This is a genomic window from Rhodococcus sp. BP-261 (assembly GCF_019835205.1).
GTDB lineage: Bacteria > Actinomycetota > Actinomycetes > Mycobacteriales > Mycobacteriaceae > Rhodococcoides > Rhodococcoides kyotonensis_B.
Genome location: NZ_JABUCO010000005.1, coordinates 173,067 through 192,218 on the forward strand (window position 1 = coordinate 173,067; position 19,152 = coordinate 192,218).

General features: G+C 65.3%; 20 protein-coding genes and 1 pseudogene. 9 read left to right on the plus strand and 12 right to left on the minus strand.

The window, feature by feature from the left end; translation table 11 throughout:
- From HQ354_RS08310 to HQ354_RS08330, 5 genes and pseudogenes are all read right to left on the minus strand, one after another.
- Complete coding sequence (locus HQ354_RS08310) at positions 1-1,074, minus strand: sulfate/molybdate ABC transporter ATP-binding protein (protein WP_217266270.1); 1,074 nt, start codon at positions 1,072-1,074, stop codon at positions 1-3.
- A complete protein-coding gene (locus HQ354_RS08315; RefSeq protein WP_068428745.1) occupies positions 1,071-1,880 on the minus strand; it encodes an ABC transporter permease in 810 nt (269 codons plus the stop codon). The genes HQ354_RS08310 and HQ354_RS08315 overlap by 4 nt, the downstream gene beginning before the upstream one ends.
- Complete coding sequence (gene modA, locus HQ354_RS08320; protein WP_068428748.1) at positions 1,877-2,674, minus strand: molybdate ABC transporter substrate-binding protein; 798 nt, start codon at positions 2,672-2,674, stop codon at positions 1,877-1,879. The genes HQ354_RS08315 and modA overlap by 4 nt, the downstream gene beginning before the upstream one ends.
- 29 nt (positions 2,675-2,703) lie before the next feature.
- Positions 2,704-3,123 (minus strand): annotated as a pseudogene (locus tag HQ354_RS08325) (molybdopterin-binding protein); the annotation flags it as partial.
- Positions 3,124-3,145: 22 nt separating this feature from the next.
- Complete coding sequence (locus HQ354_RS08330; RefSeq protein ID WP_068428750.1) at positions 3,146-3,340, minus strand: hypothetical protein; 195 nt, start codon at positions 3,338-3,340, stop codon at positions 3,146-3,148.
- Positions 3,341-3,457: 117 nt separating this feature from the next.
- On the opposite strand from HQ354_RS08330, the gene HQ354_RS25530 reads away from it, so the two are divergent.
- Genes HQ354_RS25530 through truB form a run of 3 tightly spaced genes read left to right on the plus strand, consistent with a single transcriptional unit; the run spans position 3,458 to position 6,028 of the window.
- A complete protein-coding gene (locus tag HQ354_RS25530; RefSeq protein WP_261768564.1) occupies positions 3,458-4,381 on the plus strand; it encodes a metallophosphoesterase in 924 nt (307 codons plus the stop codon).
- On the plus strand, positions 4,378-5,043 hold the full coding sequence (gene npt / locus HQ354_RS08335; protein WP_114331202.1) for a 4'-phosphopantetheinyl transferase Npt: 666 nt from the start codon (positions 4,378-4,380) through the stop codon (positions 5,041-5,043). Before HQ354_RS25530 ends, npt begins: the two co-directional genes overlap by 4 nt.
- A gap of 58 nt (positions 5,044-5,101) precedes the next feature.
- Complete coding sequence (truB, locus tag HQ354_RS08340) at positions 5,102-6,028, plus strand: tRNA pseudouridine(55) synthase TruB (protein ID WP_222634583.1); 927 nt, start codon at positions 5,102-5,104, stop codon at positions 6,026-6,028.
- Here the strand turns inward: truB and HQ354_RS08345 are convergent, their stop codons facing one another.
- Genes HQ354_RS08345 through HQ354_RS08360 form a run of 4 tightly spaced genes read right to left on the minus strand, consistent with a single transcriptional unit; the run spans position 6,029 to position 9,281 of the window.
- Positions 6,029-6,760 carry a metal-dependent transcriptional regulator gene (locus tag HQ354_RS08345; protein WP_165839586.1) on the minus strand — a complete coding sequence of 244 codons (732 nt, stop codon included), beginning with the start codon at positions 6,758-6,760 and terminating at the stop codon, positions 6,029-6,031. It lies immediately after the preceding gene.
- Entirely contained in the window at positions 6,747-7,616 is an 870-nt protein-coding gene (locus HQ354_RS08350; protein WP_222634582.1) for a metal ABC transporter permease, read from the minus strand. Before HQ354_RS08350 ends, HQ354_RS08345 begins: the two co-directional genes overlap by 14 nt.
- Position 7,617: 1 nt before the next feature.
- Positions 7,618-8,373 (minus strand): metal ABC transporter ATP-binding protein, encoded by a 756-nt coding sequence (locus tag HQ354_RS08355; protein ID WP_222634581.1) that lies wholly within the window; start codon positions 8,371-8,373, stop codon positions 7,618-7,620.
- Positions 8,370-9,281 carry a metal ABC transporter substrate-binding protein gene (locus HQ354_RS08360; RefSeq protein WP_222634619.1) on the minus strand — a complete coding sequence of 304 codons (912 nt, stop codon included), beginning with the start codon at positions 9,279-9,281 and terminating at the stop codon, positions 8,370-8,372. Before HQ354_RS08360 ends, HQ354_RS08355 begins: the two co-directional genes overlap by 4 nt.
- Positions 9,282-9,404: 123 nt before the next feature.
- Between HQ354_RS08360 and HQ354_RS08365 the strand changes: the two genes are divergently transcribed.
- The 4 genes from HQ354_RS08365 to HQ354_RS08380 all read left to right on the plus strand — a co-directional run bounded on the left by HQ354_RS08365 (position 9,405) and on the right by HQ354_RS08380 (position 14,696).
- Positions 9,405-10,376, plus strand: coding sequence for a bifunctional riboflavin kinase/FAD synthetase (locus HQ354_RS08365; protein WP_068428773.1), 972 nt, complete (start codon positions 9,405-9,407; stop codon positions 10,374-10,376).
- A 104-nt stretch (positions 10,377-10,480) separates the two neighbouring features.
- The gene (gene rpsO, locus HQ354_RS08370; RefSeq protein ID WP_068428774.1) at positions 10,481-10,750 is read left to right on the plus strand and encodes a 30S ribosomal protein S15; all 270 of its coding nucleotides are present in this window, start codon (positions 10,481-10,483) and stop codon (positions 10,748-10,750) included.
- A gap of 333 nt (positions 10,751-11,083) precedes the next feature.
- Positions 11,084-13,348 (plus strand): polyribonucleotide nucleotidyltransferase, encoded by a 2,265-nt coding sequence (locus HQ354_RS08375; RefSeq protein WP_068428775.1) that lies wholly within the window; start codon positions 11,084-11,086, stop codon positions 13,346-13,348.
- A 61-nt stretch (positions 13,349-13,409) separates the two neighbouring features.
- Positions 13,410-14,696, plus strand: coding sequence for a pitrilysin family protein (locus HQ354_RS08380; RefSeq protein ID WP_308115152.1), 1,287 nt, complete (start codon positions 13,410-13,412; stop codon positions 14,694-14,696).
- Between the two features lie 73 nt (positions 14,697-14,769).
- Here the strand turns inward: HQ354_RS08380 and HQ354_RS08385 are convergent, their stop codons facing one another.
- The 3 genes from HQ354_RS08385 to HQ354_RS08395 form a co-directional block, all read right to left on the minus strand.
- Positions 14,770-15,510: a polyprenol monophosphomannose synthase gene (locus HQ354_RS08385; RefSeq protein WP_222634580.1), complete on the minus strand. Its 741-nt coding sequence runs from the start codon at positions 15,508-15,510 to the stop codon at positions 14,770-14,772.
- 143 nt (positions 15,511-15,653) lie between these two features.
- Positions 15,654-15,824, minus strand: coding sequence for a hypothetical protein (locus tag HQ354_RS08390; RefSeq protein WP_167674322.1), 171 nt, complete (start codon positions 15,822-15,824; stop codon positions 15,654-15,656).
- Positions 15,825-15,831: 7 nt separating this feature from the next.
- Complete coding sequence (locus HQ354_RS08395; protein ID WP_222634579.1) at positions 15,832-16,941, minus strand: GGDEF domain-containing protein; 1,110 nt, start codon at positions 16,939-16,941, stop codon at positions 15,832-15,834.
- 356 nt (positions 16,942-17,297) lie between these two features.
- Between HQ354_RS08395 and HQ354_RS08400 the strand changes: the two genes are divergently transcribed.
- Together HQ354_RS08400 and HQ354_RS08405 are read left to right on the plus strand one after the other, a co-directional pair.
- Positions 17,298-18,767, plus strand: a complete 1,470-nt coding sequence (locus HQ354_RS08400) for a sugar porter family MFS transporter (protein WP_261768582.1) — start codon at positions 17,298-17,300, stop codon at positions 18,765-18,767.
- Positions 18,768-18,795: 28 nt separating this feature from the next.
- A complete protein-coding gene (locus HQ354_RS08405) occupies positions 18,796-19,152 on the plus strand; it encodes a universal stress protein (RefSeq protein ID WP_222634577.1) in 357 nt (118 codons plus the stop codon).

Here is a 19,152-nt window from a genome sequence, read left to right on the forward strand (position 1 = left end):
TCATCGGGACGCCGGGTGCAGCGCCACCTCGTGACTCTTGACGACGAAGTACACCTGCTTGCCGGGTTCGAGATCGAGCTCCCGCGCGGCCGTGGGCGTCACATCCGCGGCGACGCCGGGGGAGCCGTCGGGGTTGTCGGACCCGCGAAGCCGAACCGTCGCGCCGTGCACGTCGATCTCGGCGAGGGTCACCGGCAGCACGTTGCGAGGGCTGCCGTGGGGTGGCTCGGAATACACGGCGACGGAGGCAGGCGAGAAGACCGCGACCGCCGAGCCGTCGGCGACATCTCCGTGACCGAACACCTCGAGGCCCCACGGCGTTCGAATAGACCCCGAACCGTCGACGTGGCCCGGCAGCAGATTGACCCCCGCGATGCGGGCGGCGAACGAACTGCGGGGTGCGGTGAGGACCTCCGTCGTCGTACCGCGTTCGACGATTCGGCCCGACTCGACGACAACGACGGTATCCGCGAGCGCGAGAGCGTCGAGCAGGTCGTGGGTGACGATGACGGCCGTTCGATGCTGGTCACGTAGGACCGTGCGGAGCAGCCGTCGCACGGCAGGCGCGGTCCCGACGTCGAGTGCCGACATCGGCTCGTCCAACAGCAGAACACGGGGGTCGGCGGCGAGGGCGCGTGCGATCGCGATGCGCTGAGCCTGACCTCCCGACAGCTGCGACGGTCTGCGTCCGGCGAGGTCGGCAGCGTCGACGGCCGTCAACCAGTCGTGCGCGATACGGCGTGATTCTCGACGTCCGACGCCCCGGCTTCGGGGTGCGAAGGCGACGTTGGCCTCGGCGGTCAGATGAGGAAACAGCAGCGCTTTCTGCGTCAGTGTTGCGACGCCACGCGCATGGGCGGGGACGAACGTGCCGTCCGTCGTGTCGGTGACGACGTCGGATCCGAGAACGACGCGTCCGCGGTCGGGGCGCAGGAGACCCGCGACAAGAGACAGCAGTGTCGACTTGCCTGCGCCGTTGGGCCCGAGGACGGCCACCACCTCGCCGTCGTCGATCTCCATGTGGAAGTCGACGTCGCGGCCGGTGATCTCGGCGCAGAGGGAAACGGATGTCACAGTGCACCTGCCAGTCGGCGGCCTCGTGCCGCGAGCACGATGACTGCGGCGACGGCGATCAGCAGCAGCGACAGTGCCACCGCGGCGTCGGCGTCGGTCTCACGCTGGAGGTAGATCTCCAGCGGCAGCGTTCTGGTGACGCCCTGCAGCGAGCCGGCGAAGGTCAGGGTTGCGCCGAATTCACCGAGTGCGCGCGCGAACGCCAGCACGGCGCCCGACACGAGACCCGGAAGAACCAGAGGAACGGTGACCCGTCGCAACACCGTCGTCGGGCGGGCTCCGAGTGTGGCGGCGACCGTCTCGTAGTCGCGTCCCGAACTGCGCAGTGCGCCTTCGAGGCTCACGACGAGAAACGGCAACGACACGAACGTCTGCGCGAGAACCACTGCTGTCGTGGAGAAGGCGATGCCGATGCCCCACGCGTCGAGATATTCGCCGAGCAGCCCGAGCCGGCCGAAGGTGTAGAGCAGTGCGATACCGCCGACGACGGGAGGCAGGACGAGGGGGAGCAGCACGAGTGCCCGCAGCACGGACAAGCCGGGAAAGTCCGTGCGGGCGAGCACGAGAGCCATCGGCACGCCGAAGACGACGCACAGGCATGTGCTCGTCGCGGCGGTCTTCAGGCTCAGCAGAAGTGCGCTCTTCGACGCATCCGACGTGATCAGCGGCACGAAATTCGGCCAGTCGATCTTCAGGATGATCGCCACGAGAGGTGCGACGACGAAGAGCGCACCGATCGCGGCCGGAACGAAGACCCACGCCGGAATCCCGACGCGTACGTCGTTCCCGCGCCGAGCAGAGGTCACGGCGCGCCGAATCCTGCCTCTGTCAACACGCGTCGGCCGGTATCGGACGTCACGAGAGCAACGAATGCTGCTGCGGTGCCGGCATTGTCGCTGCTGTTCAGTGTTGCGATCGGGTAGGTGTTGACGGCTTCCGCGGATTCCGGGAAGTCGACCGTCGCCACCTGGTCGCCGACGCCTGCTGCGTCGGTCACGTAGACCAGTCCGGCATCGGCCTGGCCGGAGGTGACCTTGCCGAGCACGTCCGTCACCGCGGATTCCTCGCTGACGGCAGGGATCTCGGTGCCGGTGGCGTCCTCGACCTTTTTCGTCGCGCTACCGCAGGGGACTTGAGGTGCGCAGATGACGGTCAGCACGTCGGGGTCGGCCAAGTCGGCGAACGAGGTGACGTTCTTCGGGTTTCCGGGCGCGGTGACGATGGTCAGCGTGTTGGTGGCGAAGTTCGCCGGCTCGCCCGCGACCAGGTCGCCGTCGACGGCCTTGGTCATGTTGCTGGTGTCCGCCGACGCGAACACGTCGGCGGGCGCACCCTGAATCAGCTGGGTGACGAGGTCGGACGAGCCCGCGAAGTTGAATTCGACGTTCGTACCGGGGTTTTCGGCCTCGAACGTCTCGCCGAGTTCGGTGAACGTCGTCTTCAGCGACGCGGCGGCGAACACCGTGATGTCACCGGTGACGGCGCCGCTCGATGCTGTGGCCGATGCGTCGGAGTCGCTGTTCGTATCCGGGTTCGAACAGCCGGCAACGAGAGCTGCGGATGCTCCGACAGCGGCGAGCGTGGCGAGGGTGCGATTCACGGAGGGTTCCTTCGTCTTCGGGGCAGGGTTCAGGGTGCTTCGACGATGACGGTCGTCGCCTTCACCACGGCGACGGCGACCTTGCCGGGTTCGAGGTCCAGATTCCGCACGGATTCGGTGCTCATGAGCGAGACGACGGTGAACGGTCCGCACTGCATTTCCACCTCACTCATGACGGTGTCCGAGGTGACCTTCGTGACGAGGCCGACGAGGCGATTGCGTGCCGAACTTCCGGTTCCGGTCGGGTCCGGAGGAGGCGACGCGTTCTCCCGGGCGAACCTCGCGAGGTCTCGACCGTCGACGACCTTCCGGCCTGCCTCGTCCTTGGTCGACGCGAGTGTGCCGCCGTCGATCCACCTACGTACGGTGTCGTCGCTCACTCCGAGGAGAGCAGCAGCGTCCTTGACGCGAATCCTCGAATGCGGCATGAATCGAACTGTAGACCAGCGCCTGCGGAACCGGTCGGGTGGGTCAGCGGCGTCTGCGTGCGTTCACGAAGCGTGCGAGAACCATCGCGGCCATCAGCGCGATGCCGCATACGACTGCGGTCAGAAGGAAACCGGTGACGAAGTCATCCGATGCGATGCCTGCCAGGAGTGCTGCCATCACCGTGATGACGATCGCGGCACGCATGCCGCCTTTCTCGGAGGCGGAGAGATTTCCCATGGCTCGATTGTGTCACCGGGGTGTCTACCCGCCCGCACGCCTGCGGGAATCGTCGAGCAAGATAGGGCGTTGGTAGTTCTTCGAATCGAGTAACGCTCCATCGGAAGGACCGCGTAGTTGACAGCCAAGCTCTGGGCAGTGAGTGACATCCATATCGGCCACCGAGGCAATCGTCCGGTGACCGAGGCGATCGCACCCGAGTCGCCAGAGGACTGGCTGATCGTCGCCGGCGACGTCTCGGAGAAGACCGACGACATCAAGTGGGCGCTGGAGCATCTGCGCAGCAAGTTCGCGAAGGTGATCTGGGTCCCCGGAAACCACGAACTGTGGACCACCGCCAAGGATCCCGTGCAGATCCACGGCGTCGCCCGGTACGAGTACCTGGTCAACCTGTGCCGCGAGATCGACGTCGTCACCCCCGAGGATCCTTACCTCCTGTGGGAGGGCGAAGGCGGCCCTGCGACGCTCGTGCCGATGTTCCTGCTCTACGACTACTCGTTCCTCCCGCGCGGCGCGATCGACAAGGAGCACGGTCTGACGATCGCGCGGGACAAGAACGTCGTCGCGACGGACGAGTTTCTGCTGTCGCCGCAGCCGTACGTGACCCGAGACGCGTGGTGCCATGCACGAATCGACTCGACACGGGCACGGCTCGACGCGCTCGACCTGTCCATCCCGACGGTGCTCATCAACCACTTTCCGCTCGTGCGCCAACCGACGGATGTGCTGATCTATCCCGAATTCGCGCTGTGGTGCGGTTCGACGCTCACCGCCGACTGGCACACGCGCTACAACGCTGTGTGCTCGGTCTACGGCCACCTGCACATTCCGCGCACCACGTTCTACGACGGCGTTCGGTTCGAGGAGGTATCGGTCGGCTACCCGCGGGAATGGCAGCGACGCGGGTTGCCCGAGCAGGTCCTGCGTCAGATACTTCCCGTGCCCGAGTATCCGGCGGGGTCGTTGAACAAGTGGGGTGGCCATTTCAAGGTGACACCCGAAATGGAAGCCGAAGTCGAGAAGATGAGGTCGCAGCGTTGATCGAGTCCATTCTGCCGAGTGGCGTCGTCGCCGCGGAACTCTACGAGGACCCGCCCGGTCTCGCGCCGCATCCACTCGAGGCGCCGCTGGTGGCGAAGGCCGTCGACAAGCGCAAGCGGGAGTTCACGTCGGCGCGACACTGCGCGCGGGTCGCGATGGAGAAGTTGGGCGTCGAGCCCGCACCGGTCATGCGGGGCGCGTCGGGTGCGCCGCAGTGGCCGAAGGGCGTGGTCGGCAGTCTCACGCACTGCGACGGATACCGTGCGGCAGTTCTCGCGTACTCGATGCAGGTGCGTTCGGTCGGTATCGACGCCGAACCGCACGGACCGCTGCCCGACGGCGTTCTCGACGCGGTCAGCATCGCCGCGGAACGGGACTGGCTCGCATCGCAGAACGACGACGGCACCCACTGGGATCGACTGCTGTTCTGCGCGAAGGAGGCCACGTACAAGGCGTGGGAGCCGCTGACCGGCCGCTGGCTCGGTTTCGAGGACGCGCACATCACGTTCGAACGCACCGGGGTCGGCGAGGACGTCTCCGGGACGTTTCATTCACGACTGCTGGTGCCCGGCGACACGCAGGCCGGACCGGCGCTGACGTCGTTCGACGGGCGTTGGCTCGTCCAGGGCGGTCTGATCGTGACGGCGATCGCGGTCGTCTAGCGCGCGTCGGCCGGTCGACGGCGTCTGGATGGTTCGCCGCCTGGCAGAATGGTCACTCGTGTCTGCACGTGGAAAGTTGTCGTCCGGTCTCGTCGGAGCCGGCTTGTTGGTCGTCGACAAAGGTCAGGGAGTGACGAGTCACGACGTGGTGGCGTCGTGCCGCAAGCTGTTGAACACGCGCAAGGTCGGGCACGCGGGCACGCTCGATCCGATGGCGACCGGTGTCCTGGTTCTCGGTGTCGAGCGGGCGACGAAAATGCTGGGCCTGCTCGCGCTCACGACGAAGGCGTACACGGCCACCATCCGCCTCGGTCGGACAACGACCACCGACGACGCCGAGGGAGACACACTGGCCGACGTCGACGCGTCCGCGGTCACGGACGACGCCATCGCCGCCGAGATCGCGCGGTTGACCGGTGACATCGAGCAGGTGCCGTCGAGCGTGAGCGCGATCAAGGTCGACGGCCAGCGTGCCCACAAGCTCGTTCGAGCGGGCGAGGAGTTCACGATCCCTGCTCGACGCGTCAGCGTGACTCGCTTCGACGTCGTCGCCCGACGGGACGTCGAGGACGGCGGTTTCGTGGATCTCGACGTCGAGGTGGACTGCTCGTCGGGAACCTACGTGCGCGCTTTGGCACGGGATCTCGGTGCGGCGCTCGGAGTCGGTGGCCATCTGACGGTGTTGCGTCGGACGAGGGTCGGCCCGTTCACACTGGCGCATGCTCGCACCCTCGAACAGTTGGCGGACGAGCCGGGAGTGAGTCTCGACATCGACGAGGCCGCGCGAACGGCGTTCCCGCACAGGCAGATCGATGCCGCGGAGGCCGAGTCGATCAGTCAGGGACGGTGGCTCGACCCGATCGGTATGTCGGGCGTCTACGCCGCGATCGACCCGAGCGGACACACGATCGCGCTGCTGCAGGAGAAGGGCAAGCGGGCCAGCTCGGTCATGGTCGTTCGCCCGGCAACCCTGCGCGGGCTGTAGTCAGGACGGGACCATCCAGATCGCCTCGGCCGCACGCTGTCCGAGGTCGATCGCGTTCTTGCTCGGCTGGCCGAGTTCGATGGCGACGGTACCTGCATAGTCCCGTCGCTCGAGCACGGTGATCGACAGATCGAGCTTGATTCCGACGGAGTCGAAGTAGCGCAGCATCGCGGGATCCGAATCCGAGATGCGGGCGACTCGCCCGCGCTGACCGTCGGTGTACTCGCTCAGACGCGTCGCCTCGGGGGAGGAGATCGCACCGTCGACCGACGGAATCGGATCCCCGTGCGGATCTCGTTGCGGGAAGCCCAGTTTCGCGTCGATGCGCGCCATCATCAGATCGGACACGGCATGTTCGAGGATCTCGGCTTCGTCGTGCACCTCGTCCCATCCGTAGCCGAGTTCTCGGACGAGGAAGGTCTCGATGAGGCGATGCCGACGAACCATCGCGACCGCTGCGGTGCGTCCACGATCGGTCAACGAAATCGCGCCGTAGCGCGCATGATCGACCATTCCCTGATCGGCGAGCTTGCGGATCGCTTCCGAGACGGTCGACGCCGACACCCCGATACGTTCGGACAACATCTTCGTGCTGACCGCTTCCTCGCTCCACTCGCTGGCGGTCCAGATGACCTTCAGATAGTCCTGCGCGACGGCGGACAACTGCACGTCGTCGGCCGTGCCGGGCTCATCGGTTCGTTCCACCACGGCACCGAGCTTAGGCAATCGCATCCGAAATGACACGTCGTCGCCTGAGCCGACGCGTCACCATTCCCTGCGTCGGGCTGAACAGGTACGCCAGCGTGAATGCGATTCCCTGTGCGAGCACGACGGTGCCGCCGGACGAGACGTCGAGATAGAAACTGACGTAGATACCGACGACGGCGCATGCGACGCCGATGCTCGGGGCGAGAACCAGCATGCGGCCGAACCGGTGCGTGAGCAGATAGGCCGTCGCGCCCGGAGTGATGAGCATGGCAACGACGAGGATGACGCCGACGGCCTGAAGCGCGACGACGGTCGTCAGCGCGAGCAGCGTCAGCATCAGACCCGACACGACGGTCGGCGAGATGCCCACCGCGCGGGCCTGCGTCCGGTCGAACGCGAACAACGTGAAGTCCCGACGCTTGGCGACCATCACGACGAGCGCGATTCCGCCCAGCACGAGGACCTGCCACATGTCTCCTTGCGACACGCCGAGCAGGTTGCCGAACAGGATGTGGTTCAGGTCGATCTGGCTCGGAAACTTCGACACCAGAACGACGCCGAGCGCGAACAGCGTCGTGAACACGACGCCGATGGCCGCGTCCTCCTTGACCAGTGTCGTGTTGCGGACGAGACCGATCGTGCCGACCGCGACGAGGGCGAACAGCAGCGCACCGATCGCGAACGGAGCACCGAGCAGATACGACAGCGCGACGCCCGGCAGCACCGCATGCGAGACGGCGTCGCCCATCAGCGACCAGCCGATCAGTACGAGCCAGCAGCTGAGCACGGCGCACACGACGGACGCCACGACGGTCACGAGGAGTGCGCGTCGAATGAACGTGTACTGCAACGGTTCTACGAAGAAATCGATCAGGTACATGTCAACTCTTCTCGGTGACGGACGTGCGCAGCGGGTCCATTCCGAACGCCAACGCCAGGTTCTCCGGACGCAGCACGTCCTGCGGCGTTCCGTGCATCAGCACTCGTTGCTGCAGCAGCACTGCTTCGTCGCACAGATCGGGGAGGCCGTGCAGGTCGTGCGTCGACACGAGCACCGACGCGCCCGCCGACGTCAATTCGCGAAGCAGCCGCGTGATGGTCGACTCCGTCCGCTTGTCGACGCCCGCGAACGGTTCGTCGAGCAACAACAGCGCGGCTTCCTGCGCGATGGCCCGCGCGACGAACGCGCGTTTGCGCTGTCCGCCCGACAGCTGGCCGATCTGGCGGTCGGCCAGCTCGGTCAGTTCGACGCGATCGAGAGCCTCGGCGACCGCGCGACGGTCCTGTGCGCGCGGCGATCGCATCCAGTTCTGCTTGCCGTAGCGGCCCATCATGACGACTTCTCGCACGCTGATCGGGAACGTCCAGTCGACGGATTCGCTCTGCGGGACGTAGCTGACGGTTCCGGACTTGCGTGCATCGACGGGCGGGCCGCCGAAGATGCGGATGGATCCGGAGTCCGGGCGTACGACGCCCATGATCGCCTTGAATAGCGTCGACTTGCCGGATCCGTTCATCCCGACCAGGCCGCAGATGCGGCCCGGCTGGAGTGTCAGGGACGCGTCGACCAGGGCGGTGACGTCGCGGTAGCGGACGCCGACTCCGGCGACGTCCAACGCGGGTGATGACGTGTTCATCGGTCCTTCCCCAGTAGTGCGTCGGTAATGACTCGTGCGTCGTAGGTGAGCAGATCGAGGTAGGTCGGTACCGGTCCGCCGTCCTCGCTCAGCGAGTCGACGAAGAGTTTGCCGCCGAACTCTGCGCCCGTGTCCTCGGCCACCTGGAGCTGTGCCTTGTCGGACACCGTCGACTCGCAGAAGACGGCAGGAACGTCGTTCTGTTTCACGAAGTCGATCGCGGTGACCACCTGTTTGGGCGTACCTTCCTGTTCCGCGTTGACGGGCCACAGGTAGGCCTCGCGTAGGTCGAAGTCACGGGCCAGGTAGCCGAACGCGCCCTCGCACGACACGAGCGCGCGTTGGTTCGGCGGCAGTTCGTCGAGGTCGGCCCGCAGTTCCTCGCCGACCGCCCGTAGTCGTGCCGTGTAGTCCTCGGCGTTGCGGCGATAGTCGTCGCCGTGCACCGGATCCAGCCGGACGAAGGCGTCGGCGATGTTCTTCACGTACGTCTCGGCAGCCACCGGCGACATCCACGCGTGCGGATTCACCTTGCCGGCATAGGCGTCGGAACGGATGTAGACCGGCTCGACGCCGTCGCTGACGACGGCGTGTGGAGCGGGAACACGCTCGACGAACTTCTCGAACCACGCTTCGAGACCGAGACCGTTGTCCAGAATCAGCGCCGCCCGCTCGGCGGTGCGCAGGTCTCCCGGCGTGGGTTCGTAACCGTGGATCTCCGCGCCCGCCTTCGTGATCGACTGCACGTCGAGATGCTCGCCTGCGACGTTGCGTGCCATGTCCGCCAGAACCGTGAACGTCGTCAGGACGAGCGGTCTGGCGTCGCCCGTGAACTCCGCATCGGTCTCGCCGACCGACCGTGCGCACCCGCCGAGCACGCCGACGCACAGCACCATCGCTGCGAGCATGCGAAGAAATAAGTTCGGCACACCGAAATCTTTGCACCGGCGGCGAACGTTTGTCCACCTGTGTCGCGTGAGACGTCCGATCCGGAAGTGACCCGACGGCACTCGGCCCGTAGGCTCTGACTCGTGCAGAGATGGCGAGGTCTCGACGATGTACCTGCCGACTGGGGTCGTTGTGTTCTCACGATCGGCGTATTCGATGGCGTGCACCGCGGTCACGCCCAACTGATCACCCGGGCGGTGAAGTCGGCGAAGGAACGTGGAATACCCAGCGTTCTCATGACTTTCGACCCACACCCGATGGAAGTGGTTCGGCCCGGATCGCATCCGGCGCAACTGACCACACTCACCAGGCGAGCCGAGCTCGCCGAAGAACTGGGCATCGACGTCTTCTGTGTCATGCCGTTCACCCCCGAGCTCATGAAGCTGACGCCCGAGCGCTACGTCCACGAAATCCTCGTGGAGAGACTGCATGTCGCCGAGGTCGTCGTGGGCGAGAACTTCACGTACGGCAAGAAGGCGCTCGGCAACGTCGCACTGCTCCGCAAAATCGGTGAACGGGCCGGCTTCGCGGTCGACGGCGTCAACCTGTTGGCCGAACATGCGGTGACGTTCTCGTCCACCTACATCCGATCGTGCGTCGACGCAGGCGATGTCGCTGCGGCCGCCGCGGCGCTCGGTCGGCCGCATCGAGTGGAAGGCGTCGTCGTCCACGGCGACGGGCGCGGCAGGCAGCTGGGGTACCCGACGGCCAACGTCGCCCCGCCCATGTATTCGGCCATCCCGGCCGACGGCGTCTACGCGGCCTGGTTCACGGTGCTCGGCCCCGGCCCGATCATGGGAACCGTCACACCGGGGGAGCGTCATCGCGCCGCGGTGTCCGTCGGTACCAATCCCACGTTCTCGGGTCGCACGAGGACCGTCGAGGCGTTCGTTCTCGACAGCGACGGAGACCTGTACGGGCAGCACGTCGCCGTGGACTTCGTCGAGCGACTGCGAGGGATGGAGAAGTTCGACTCGATCGACGACCTGATCGAGGAGATGGGTCGTGACTCGGACCGTGCACGCGCGGCGCTGACCGAACAGACGTCCTGGTAGGATACTTCCTCGGCGCATGCTGCGGTCCGCGGTGGCTGCGTCCGGTTCGATCCTGGTGATCGAACTTCCTTGCACGCGGACGTCAGTGAGATGGAGTAGTACCAGTGGCATTGACCACCGAAGAGAAGAAGGCCGTGCTCAGCGAGTACGGCTTGCACCCGACCGACACCGGTTCGCCCGAGGCTCAGGTCGCGATGCTCACCAAGCGCATCACCGACCTCACCGAGCACCTGAAGAAGCACAAGCACGACCACCACTCCCGCCGCGGCTTGCTGCTGCTGGTCGGTCGTCGTCGCCGCCTTCTGAAGTACGTCGCGAAGGTGGACGTCACCCGCTACCGTTCGCTCATCGAGCGTCTGGGACTGCGTCGCTAGTTTCGGCGCCGACGCGCCCGTACGATGGGCGGTCATCGAAATATCGCAGTAGCCAACGAGGCAGTGCATAGACTGTTCCTCGTTGGCTATCTGTGTTGGCAGAGCCGGCAAGACCCGCGGGCACATGGGTGCTCGCACATCGCCGTGCACGCCGTTGGACGACGTGGTGTCGGTCTTCGGTAGTGGCCTGTCGGAGGGTTCGCCCATCCGACGGGCTTCGATCGACGGCCGCCTCCGCTCGCAGACGATTCGGCCACGCGAAGAGGACATGGGTTCCTTCGCGGACCGGACGAGGCTGGGCACGGCAAAGACGAGAGGACGAGAAGAAAAGACATGACCGAAACCACCACCGTCGACGTCGAAGAGGGCGTCTACGAAGCAACCGCCGTCATCGACAACGGCACCTACGGCAAGCGCAGCATCCGTTTCGAGACCGGCCGCCTCGCGCAGCAGGCTTCCGGAGCAGTCGCCGCCTACCTCGACGAAGACACCATGCTTCTGTCCGCCACGTCGGCGGGCAAGAGCCCTCGCGAAGGATTCGACTTCTTCCCGCTGACGGTCGACGTCGAAGAGCGCATGTACGCGGCAGGACGCATTCCCGGATCGTTCTTCCGCCGCGAAGGTCGTCCGTCGACCGACGCGATCCTGACCTGCCGCCTCATCGACCGGCCGCTGCGTCCGACGTTCGTCGACGGACTCCGCAACGAGATCCAGGTCGTCATCACGGTCCTGAGCCTGAACCCCGCCGACTTGTACGACGTCGTCGCGATCAACGCGGCCTCGGCGTCGACGCAGATCGCCGGCCTGCCGTTCTCCGGCCCCATCGGTGGCGTGCGAGTTGCGCTCATCGACGGCCAGTGGGTTGCGTTCCCGACCGTCGAGCAGCTCGAGAAGGCCGTGTTCAACATGGTCGTCGCGGGCCGCATCGTGTCCGGTTCGGGTGCAGACGCCGACGTCGCCATCATGATGGTCGAAGCCGAGGCCACCGAGAACGTCATCGATCTGATCGAGGCCGGTGCGGTCGCGCCGAACGAGACCATCGTCGCCGAGGGACTAGAGGCATCGAAGCCGTTCATCGCTGCGCTGTGCACCGCGCAGCAGGAACTCGCTGCCAAGGCGTCGAAGCCCACCGGTGACTTCCCGCTGTTCCCGGCGTACCAGTCGGACGTGTTCGACGCCGTCGCCGCAGCTGCGCAGATCCCGCTGTCGCAGGCTCTGACCATCGCGGGCAAGGCCGAGCGCGAGAGCAAGCTCGACGAGGTCAAGGCTCAGGTCCTCGAGCAGGTCTCCGACCAGTTCGAAGGTCGCGAGAAGGAGATCGGCGCGGCGTTCCGTGCACTCACCAAGAAGTCGGTCCGACAGCGCATCCTGACCGACCACTTCCGCATCGACGGCCGCGGTGTCACCGACATCCGTTCGCTGTCGGCCGAGGTCGCGATCATTCCGCGCACCCACGGAAGCGCACTGTTCGAGCGCGGCGAGACGCAGATCCTCGGCGTCACCACGCTCGACATGGTCAAGATGGCACAGCAGGTCGACTCGCTCGGGCCGGAGACGTCCAAGCGGTACATGCACCACTACAACTTCCCGCCGTACTCCACCGGTGAGACGGGACGCGTCGGATCGCCGAAGCGTCGTGAGATCGGTCACGGTGCGCTCGCCGAGCGTGCGCTCCTGCCGGTGCTCCCGAGCCAGGCCGACTTCCCGTACGCGATCCGCCAGGTGTCCGAGGCGCTGAGCTCCAACGGCTCCACGTCGATGGGTTCGGTCTGCGCATCGACGCTGTCGCTGCTGAACGCCGGTGTGCCGCTGCGTGCTCCGGTCGCCGGTATCGCCATGGGTCTGGTGTCCGACGAGGTCGACGGCGAAACCCGTTACGTCGCACTGACCGACATCCTCGGCGCCGAGGATGCGTTCGGCGACATGGACTTCAAGGTCGCGGGCACCAAGGACTTCGTCACGGCTCTTCAGCTCGACACGAAGCTCGACGGAATTCCGTCGCAGGTTCTCGCCGGCGCACTGTCGCAGGCCAAGGACGCGCGCACGACCATCCTCGAGGTCATGGCCGAGGCCATCGACACGCCCGACGAGATGAGCCCGTACGCACCTCGCGTCACCGCGATCAAGGTCCCGGTCGACAAGATCGGTGAGGTCATCGGACCCAAGGGCAAGATGATCAACTCCATCACCGAGGAGACCGGCGCCAACATCTCGATCGAAGATGACGGCACCGTCTACGTCGGTGCAGCGGACGGCCCGTCCGCGCAGGCCGCGATCGACAAGATCAACGCCATCGCCAACCCACAGCTGCCGAAGGTCGGCGAGCGTTTCCTCGGAACCGTCGTCAAGACGACGGCTTTCGGTGCATTCGTCTCGCTCCTGCCCGGACGCGACGGCTTGGTGCACATCTCCAAGCTCGGCGGCGGCAAGCGCATCAACAAGGTCGAGGACGTCGTCAGCGTCGGCTCGAAGCTGCGCGTGGAGATCGCCGACATCGACAACCGCGGCAAGATCAGCCTCGTCCCCGTCGAGGACGAAAACGCTGCTCCTGCAGCGGACGCGCCCGCCGAAGCATCTGCCGAGGCCAGCGCTGAGTAAGAAGCACCAGAGCCGAACGGTACGTTCCCTCGGGACGTACCGTTCGGCCGTTTCGGATCACATCGAGCAGGGCGTGCAGCGCACCACCCTGCCCGGTGGACTACGCGTCGTCACCGAATTCGTGCCAGGCGTGCGCTCCGCATCCGTCGGAGTGTGGGTCGGCGTCGGCTCGCGTGACGAACAACCGAGCGTCGCCGGGGCTGCGCACTTCTTGGAGCATCTGCTCTTCAAGTCGACCCCGACACGTACCGCCCTCGACATCGCACAGGTCATGGACGGCGTCGGCGGTGAACTCAATGCGTTCACCTCCAAGGAAAGTACGTGCTTCTACGCGCACGTGCTCGACGACGACCTTCCTCTCGCGATCGACCTGGTCAGCGACGTGGTCCTGCGAGGGCGTTGTCGCACAGCGGATGTCGACATCGAGCGTCAAGTCGTACTCGAGGAGATCTCGATGCGCGACGACGATCCCGAAGATCTGCTGGGTGATCTGTTCCTCGAAGCCATGTTCGGCGACCACCCGATCGGACGGCCGGTCATCGGTACCGTCGAGTCGATCGAGGACATGACGCGCGCGCAGATTCGTTCCTTCCACGTGCGGCGCTACACGCCCGACCGGATGGTCGTGGCGGTCGCGGGCAACGTGGACCACAAGCATGTGGTGTCGTTGGTCAGGCGGGCATTCGCAGGCATGCTGGCCAGGGGAGTCAAGCCGGCGCCGCGCCGCGAGGGTTCGATTCGATTGCGCAGCAAGCCGGATTTGCGGTTCGAGAAGCGCGACAGCGAGCAGGCGCACCTGTCGCTCGGTGTTCGTGCCTTCGGCCGTCACGAAGGTCACCGCTGGGCGTTGTCGGTGCTGAACGCCGCTGTGGGAGGTGGTCTTTCGTCCCGGCTCTTCCAGGAGATCCGTGAAGAACGCGGACTGGCCTACTCGGTCTATTCGTCGGTGGACACGTTCTCCGACTCGGGCGCCTTCTCGGTGTACGCCGGGTGCCAGCCCGAAAATCTCTCGGAAGTCACCACGGTGATCCGCGAGGTGCTCGCCGACGTGGCGGCCGAGGGGATCACCGAGGACGAATGCGCCCGCGCGAAGGGCTCGCTACGCGGCGGACTCGTTCTGGGACTGGAGGATTCGGGCTCCCGGATGAACCGCATCGGCCGCAGCGAGCTCAACTACGGCAACCATCGCGACGTGTCGCACACATTGGCTCGTATCGACGCGGTCACCGTGGACGAGGTCCGTGACGTCGCCCAGGTACTACTCACGCGACCGTTCGGTGCGGCCGTCGTAGGACCGTTCAAGAGTGCTCGTCAGTTGCCTGCGTCCGTCAAGTCGCTCGTGGGCTGAGTCGACCCGACGATCGACGCGACCGTCGCCTCCACGAGGGCGGTCGCGTCGATCGAGGCCGCTTGAACCGTGGTCAGCTCTTCCGGCCGAACAGTAGCTTCCACGGCACCAGCGCCGATTCGAGCTGGACGTACAGGCTCATCTTCGACTCACCGTCGTTGCGCTCCTCGAACCGGATCGGCGTTTCGGCGATCTTCAGTCCGTGACGGACGGTGCGGTAGTTCATCTCCACCTGGAAGGCGTATCCGTTGCTCTCGACGGATGCGACGTCGATGGTGCGGAGCGTCTTCGCGTGCCAGGCCTTGAAGCCTGCGGTCGCGTCCTTGACCTTCAACCGCAGAATGGCGTTGACGTAGAAGTTCGCCCACGCGGACAGAGCCTTGCGATGCCACGGCCAATCGCTCGCCAGAGCGCCACCGGGGACGTAGCGGGACCCGAGGACGACGGCAGCGTCGGTGGTCGTCAACGTGTGGACCATCGTCGGGATGACCTCGGTCGGGTGGGACAGGTCGGCATCCATCTGGACGACGATGTCCGCGCCGTCGTCGAGCGCCCGCGTCATGCCTGCGACGTAGGCACGGCCCAGACCGTTCTTCTCGGTGCGATGCAGAACTGTCACCGGAATGGGCCCGGTCTCGGCGAGCTCGTCGGCGATCTTTCCGGTGCCGTCGGGCGAGTTGTCGTCCACGACCAGAACGTGCAGGTTCTCGAGGTCGAGATCCGCGAGCAACCCGACGAGCTTGGGTAGGTTCTCGCGTTCGTTGTACGTGGGTACGACGACGGTCGTCTTCGGGGCGCCGTTCGGAAAAGTCACGCTCGTATGATCCGTGATCGGGTAGCGAGAACCAAATAAGGCAGGGAGCTACGTAGCTGCCACCGAAGTTTCACCAGCTCGCGAGGGCCGCCCGGTGCCAGCTGTGTTGCACGCGTCACATCCCTGCATTGTGCTCATCGGGGTTACGGCGCGTGCTGTGACGTCGTGGTCTCGTACGGCGATGGTCCCTCCGGCGGTCCGAGGACCTGACGCACGACGAGCGTCGCCACGGCGGCGAGTATCGCGACCGCGACGACCACAGCGACCACGATGAGAAGCCCTCTCGGCCCTCCGAAGAGGTTGTTCGAACTCATGGCACCATCATGAGCCATCGCCGGGTCGTCCGAGGCATCGGGCCGACTGGCCGTCCACCCCGTCGACGACGACGGAATCGCCCCCGAGACGCTTGGCTTCGTACATCGCGGAATCGGCCTGATGGAGCAGCTCGGTCAGGTGTGTCGCGGTATCGCGCGCCTGAATCGGACGGTAGTGGACGCCGATGCTCGTCGTGGTCACGCCGGCAGGGTTGCAGTCCGGCACCGCGCGACGCAATCGGTCGGCGGCATCGAGCGCTTTCGCCAGAGGGTCGACGACGATCGCGACGAACTCCTCTCCGCCGGTCCGTGCGGTGACCGAGGGCGGCGGGAAGGCGGTGACGATGGTCTGTGCGGTCCGTCGCAGAACGTCGTCGCCGTAGCGGTGGCCGTGGCGATCGTTGACGGCCTTGAAGTCGTCGAGGTCGACGACGATTGCTGCGACGCCGACGGTGGCGTCCGTGAAATGGGCGACCGCCGTCTCCAGCCCTCGACGGTTGCGAAGGCCCGTCAGCGGATCGAAGTGCGCGGCGGCGGCGTCCCGGCGCAGAAACACCAGCAGCGACTGCGTCAGGATGGGCGACGAGACCAGAACCAGAATCAGCACGATCAGGTAGCTGGTGTACTGCACGAAGTACGCGTCCGGTTCCGACACCGCACGTACGTACAGGACTGCACAGACGACCACCGTCCAAGCCTGGTGGCCGACGAATACTTTCGCACTGTGGAACGCGGCGATGTAGTTACCGGCGACGCCGAGCAGCGCGGCACACGGCAGAACCACAGTCGGACTGCCGAGCAGGAGCAGAACGACGGCCACACCGACGTCTGCATACACAACGAACGCGAGCGACCATGTGTAGGACGGAAAAGGCTTCCTCACCCACGCGTACCCGACGAACAGTGTCGAAGCCGCGACGGCCATCAGAGCCCACCGAGCGCCGGCGATGTCAGGCGCATCGGGGGCCAGCAGCGCGAGCGCGCAGGCCAGGCCGTACATCCAGCAGTACACCCCGATGAGGGGACCCGTGACCCGAATGATCGGGTGCGACAGCGTGTACCGGACGGTCCATGCGTAGTCCGACGGTTCGGACCACCACCGACGCAGCGAACCCATCGAAAACGAACCTCTGTACTCCCCGACCCGCCTGTGTCGACACCATTCAATCAGAACCGCGTACCACTCGGTCTCCGATACCGGCGCGCTGCTGTGACCACACGGCGCCGGAGCGCTGTTGTCGTGTGTTCGCGTCGCCCGAGTCGCCGGAACGGCGTTTCGTGGCACCTGCCGAGGGGAGAAATTCAATGCGGACGACCGGTCTGTTTCGGCAGGTGGGATCGATTCAGTGTGCAGTTCCGCGGTGGACCCCACTTGTGATCCAGTTCTCAGCGGACTATTAATATGTCTAGACATACGTACAAGGGAACCCCGCAGGCGAACTGGTGACGTCGGCAAGCGACTCCGGTGAAACACTGGAGCAAGCAGACCCGGTCGAACGAACGCATGCGAATCAGATTGGATCTTTGATGACCCGTAGTGACGGATCGGCCGGGGCAGTTCTGCCCCCGGATACAGCAGGAACGCACAGTCATCGGCTCGGCATAATCGCCGTCATCGCCACCTTCGGCGGATTGCTCTTCGGCTACGACACCGGCGTGATCAACGGAGCGCTCGAGCCCCTCAAGGAGGACTTGTCGCTCACCTCGTTCACCGAGGGCTTCGTCGTCAGCATCCTGATCTTCGGTGCTGCGATCGGCGCTCTGGTCGGCGGTCGGTTGTCCGATAAGTACGGACGCAGGCACAACATCATTCTGTTGGCGCTCGTGTTCATGATCGGCACGCTCGGCTGTGTTCTTGCCCCGAACTGGGAAGTTCTGGCTGTCTTCCGTTTCATACTGGGACTCGCCGTCGGCGGTGCCTCGGCGACGGTGCCGGTCTATCTGTCCGAGATCTCGCCCGTCGAACGGCGTGGAAGCCTCGTGACACGCAACGAGGTGATGATCGTCTGCGGACAGTTCGCGGCCTTCGTCATCAACGCGCTCATCTTCAGCATCTGGGGCGAGCACGAGTCGGTGTGGCGCTACATGCTGCTCGTTGCCGTCGCACCCGCGATCGTGCTGTTCGTCGGCATGCTGCGCATGCCCGAGAGCCCGCGCTGGTTGGTTCTGCAGGGTCGTGATGCAGAGGCACTGCAGGTGCTCGAGCAGGTCCGCTCCAAGGAACGCGCGGAAGCGGAGATGGCCGAGGTGCACCGCCTCGCCGAGGAGGAGAAGCTGTCGAAGACGGGCGGCGCTACCGATCTGTCGGTCCGTTGGATCCGTCGCCTCATCTACATCGGCGTCGGACTCGGTGTCTTCCAACAGTTCACCGGCATCAACTCGGTCATGTACTACGGCACGCAGCTGCTCGGCGACGCAGGCTTCTCGTCCAGTGCCGCGATCATCGCGAACACCTTGAACGGTCTGTTCAGCGTGCTCGGTGTCTCCGTCGGTATCTATCTCATGAACAAGATCGACCGTCGCAAGATGCTCATCGCCGGTTTCGCGCTGACGACCACATTCCACCTCCTGGTCGGCCTGTCGGCGCTCCTCCTGCCGGACGGTACCGTCAAGGCGTACTTCATCCTCGTCTTCGTCGTTCTGTTCGTGTTCTCGATGCAGGGAACGATCGGGCCCCTGGTGTGGCTGATGCTGGCCGAGATCTTCCCGCTCAAGATCCGCAGCTTCGCGATCGGCGTCTGCATCTTCGCTCTGTGGATCGCCAATGCGGCTGTCGCACTGCTGTTCCCGCCTGTGGTGGGTGCGCTCGGTATTGCTCCCACGTTCTTCATCTTCGTCGTACTCGGCATCTTGGCATTGATCTTCATCGTGACGCAGGTGCCCGAGACACGCGGCCATTCACTGGAGGAGCTCGAAGAGCGGTTCCGCAAGGAATACTCGTAAGAGTTCGACGACCGAGAAAGGTAGTGACATGTCAGTTCTGGTTGCAGTGACCGACAGCCCCGAGGGCATTTACTCTTTGTCCGCCGCTGCCGACGAGGCGGCTCTGCTGAGCACCGATCTGATCGCGGTGAACCTGACGCTCGGAAAGCTCGACCTGACGGGGTTGCCCGCAGACTGCAAGGTCACCGTCGTCGAGCGTGTGGGACGTGAAGATCGCGATCCCGTCACAGCCGTCCTGGACGAACTCGACGAGTTTCCCGACGTCAGTCGCATCGTCATCGGGATCCGCAAGAGGAGTCGCGTCGGAAAAGCGTTGCTGGGCAGCGTGAGTCAGCGACTGCTGCTGACCTCGCCCGTACCGGTGCTCGCCGTCAAGGCGCCCTAG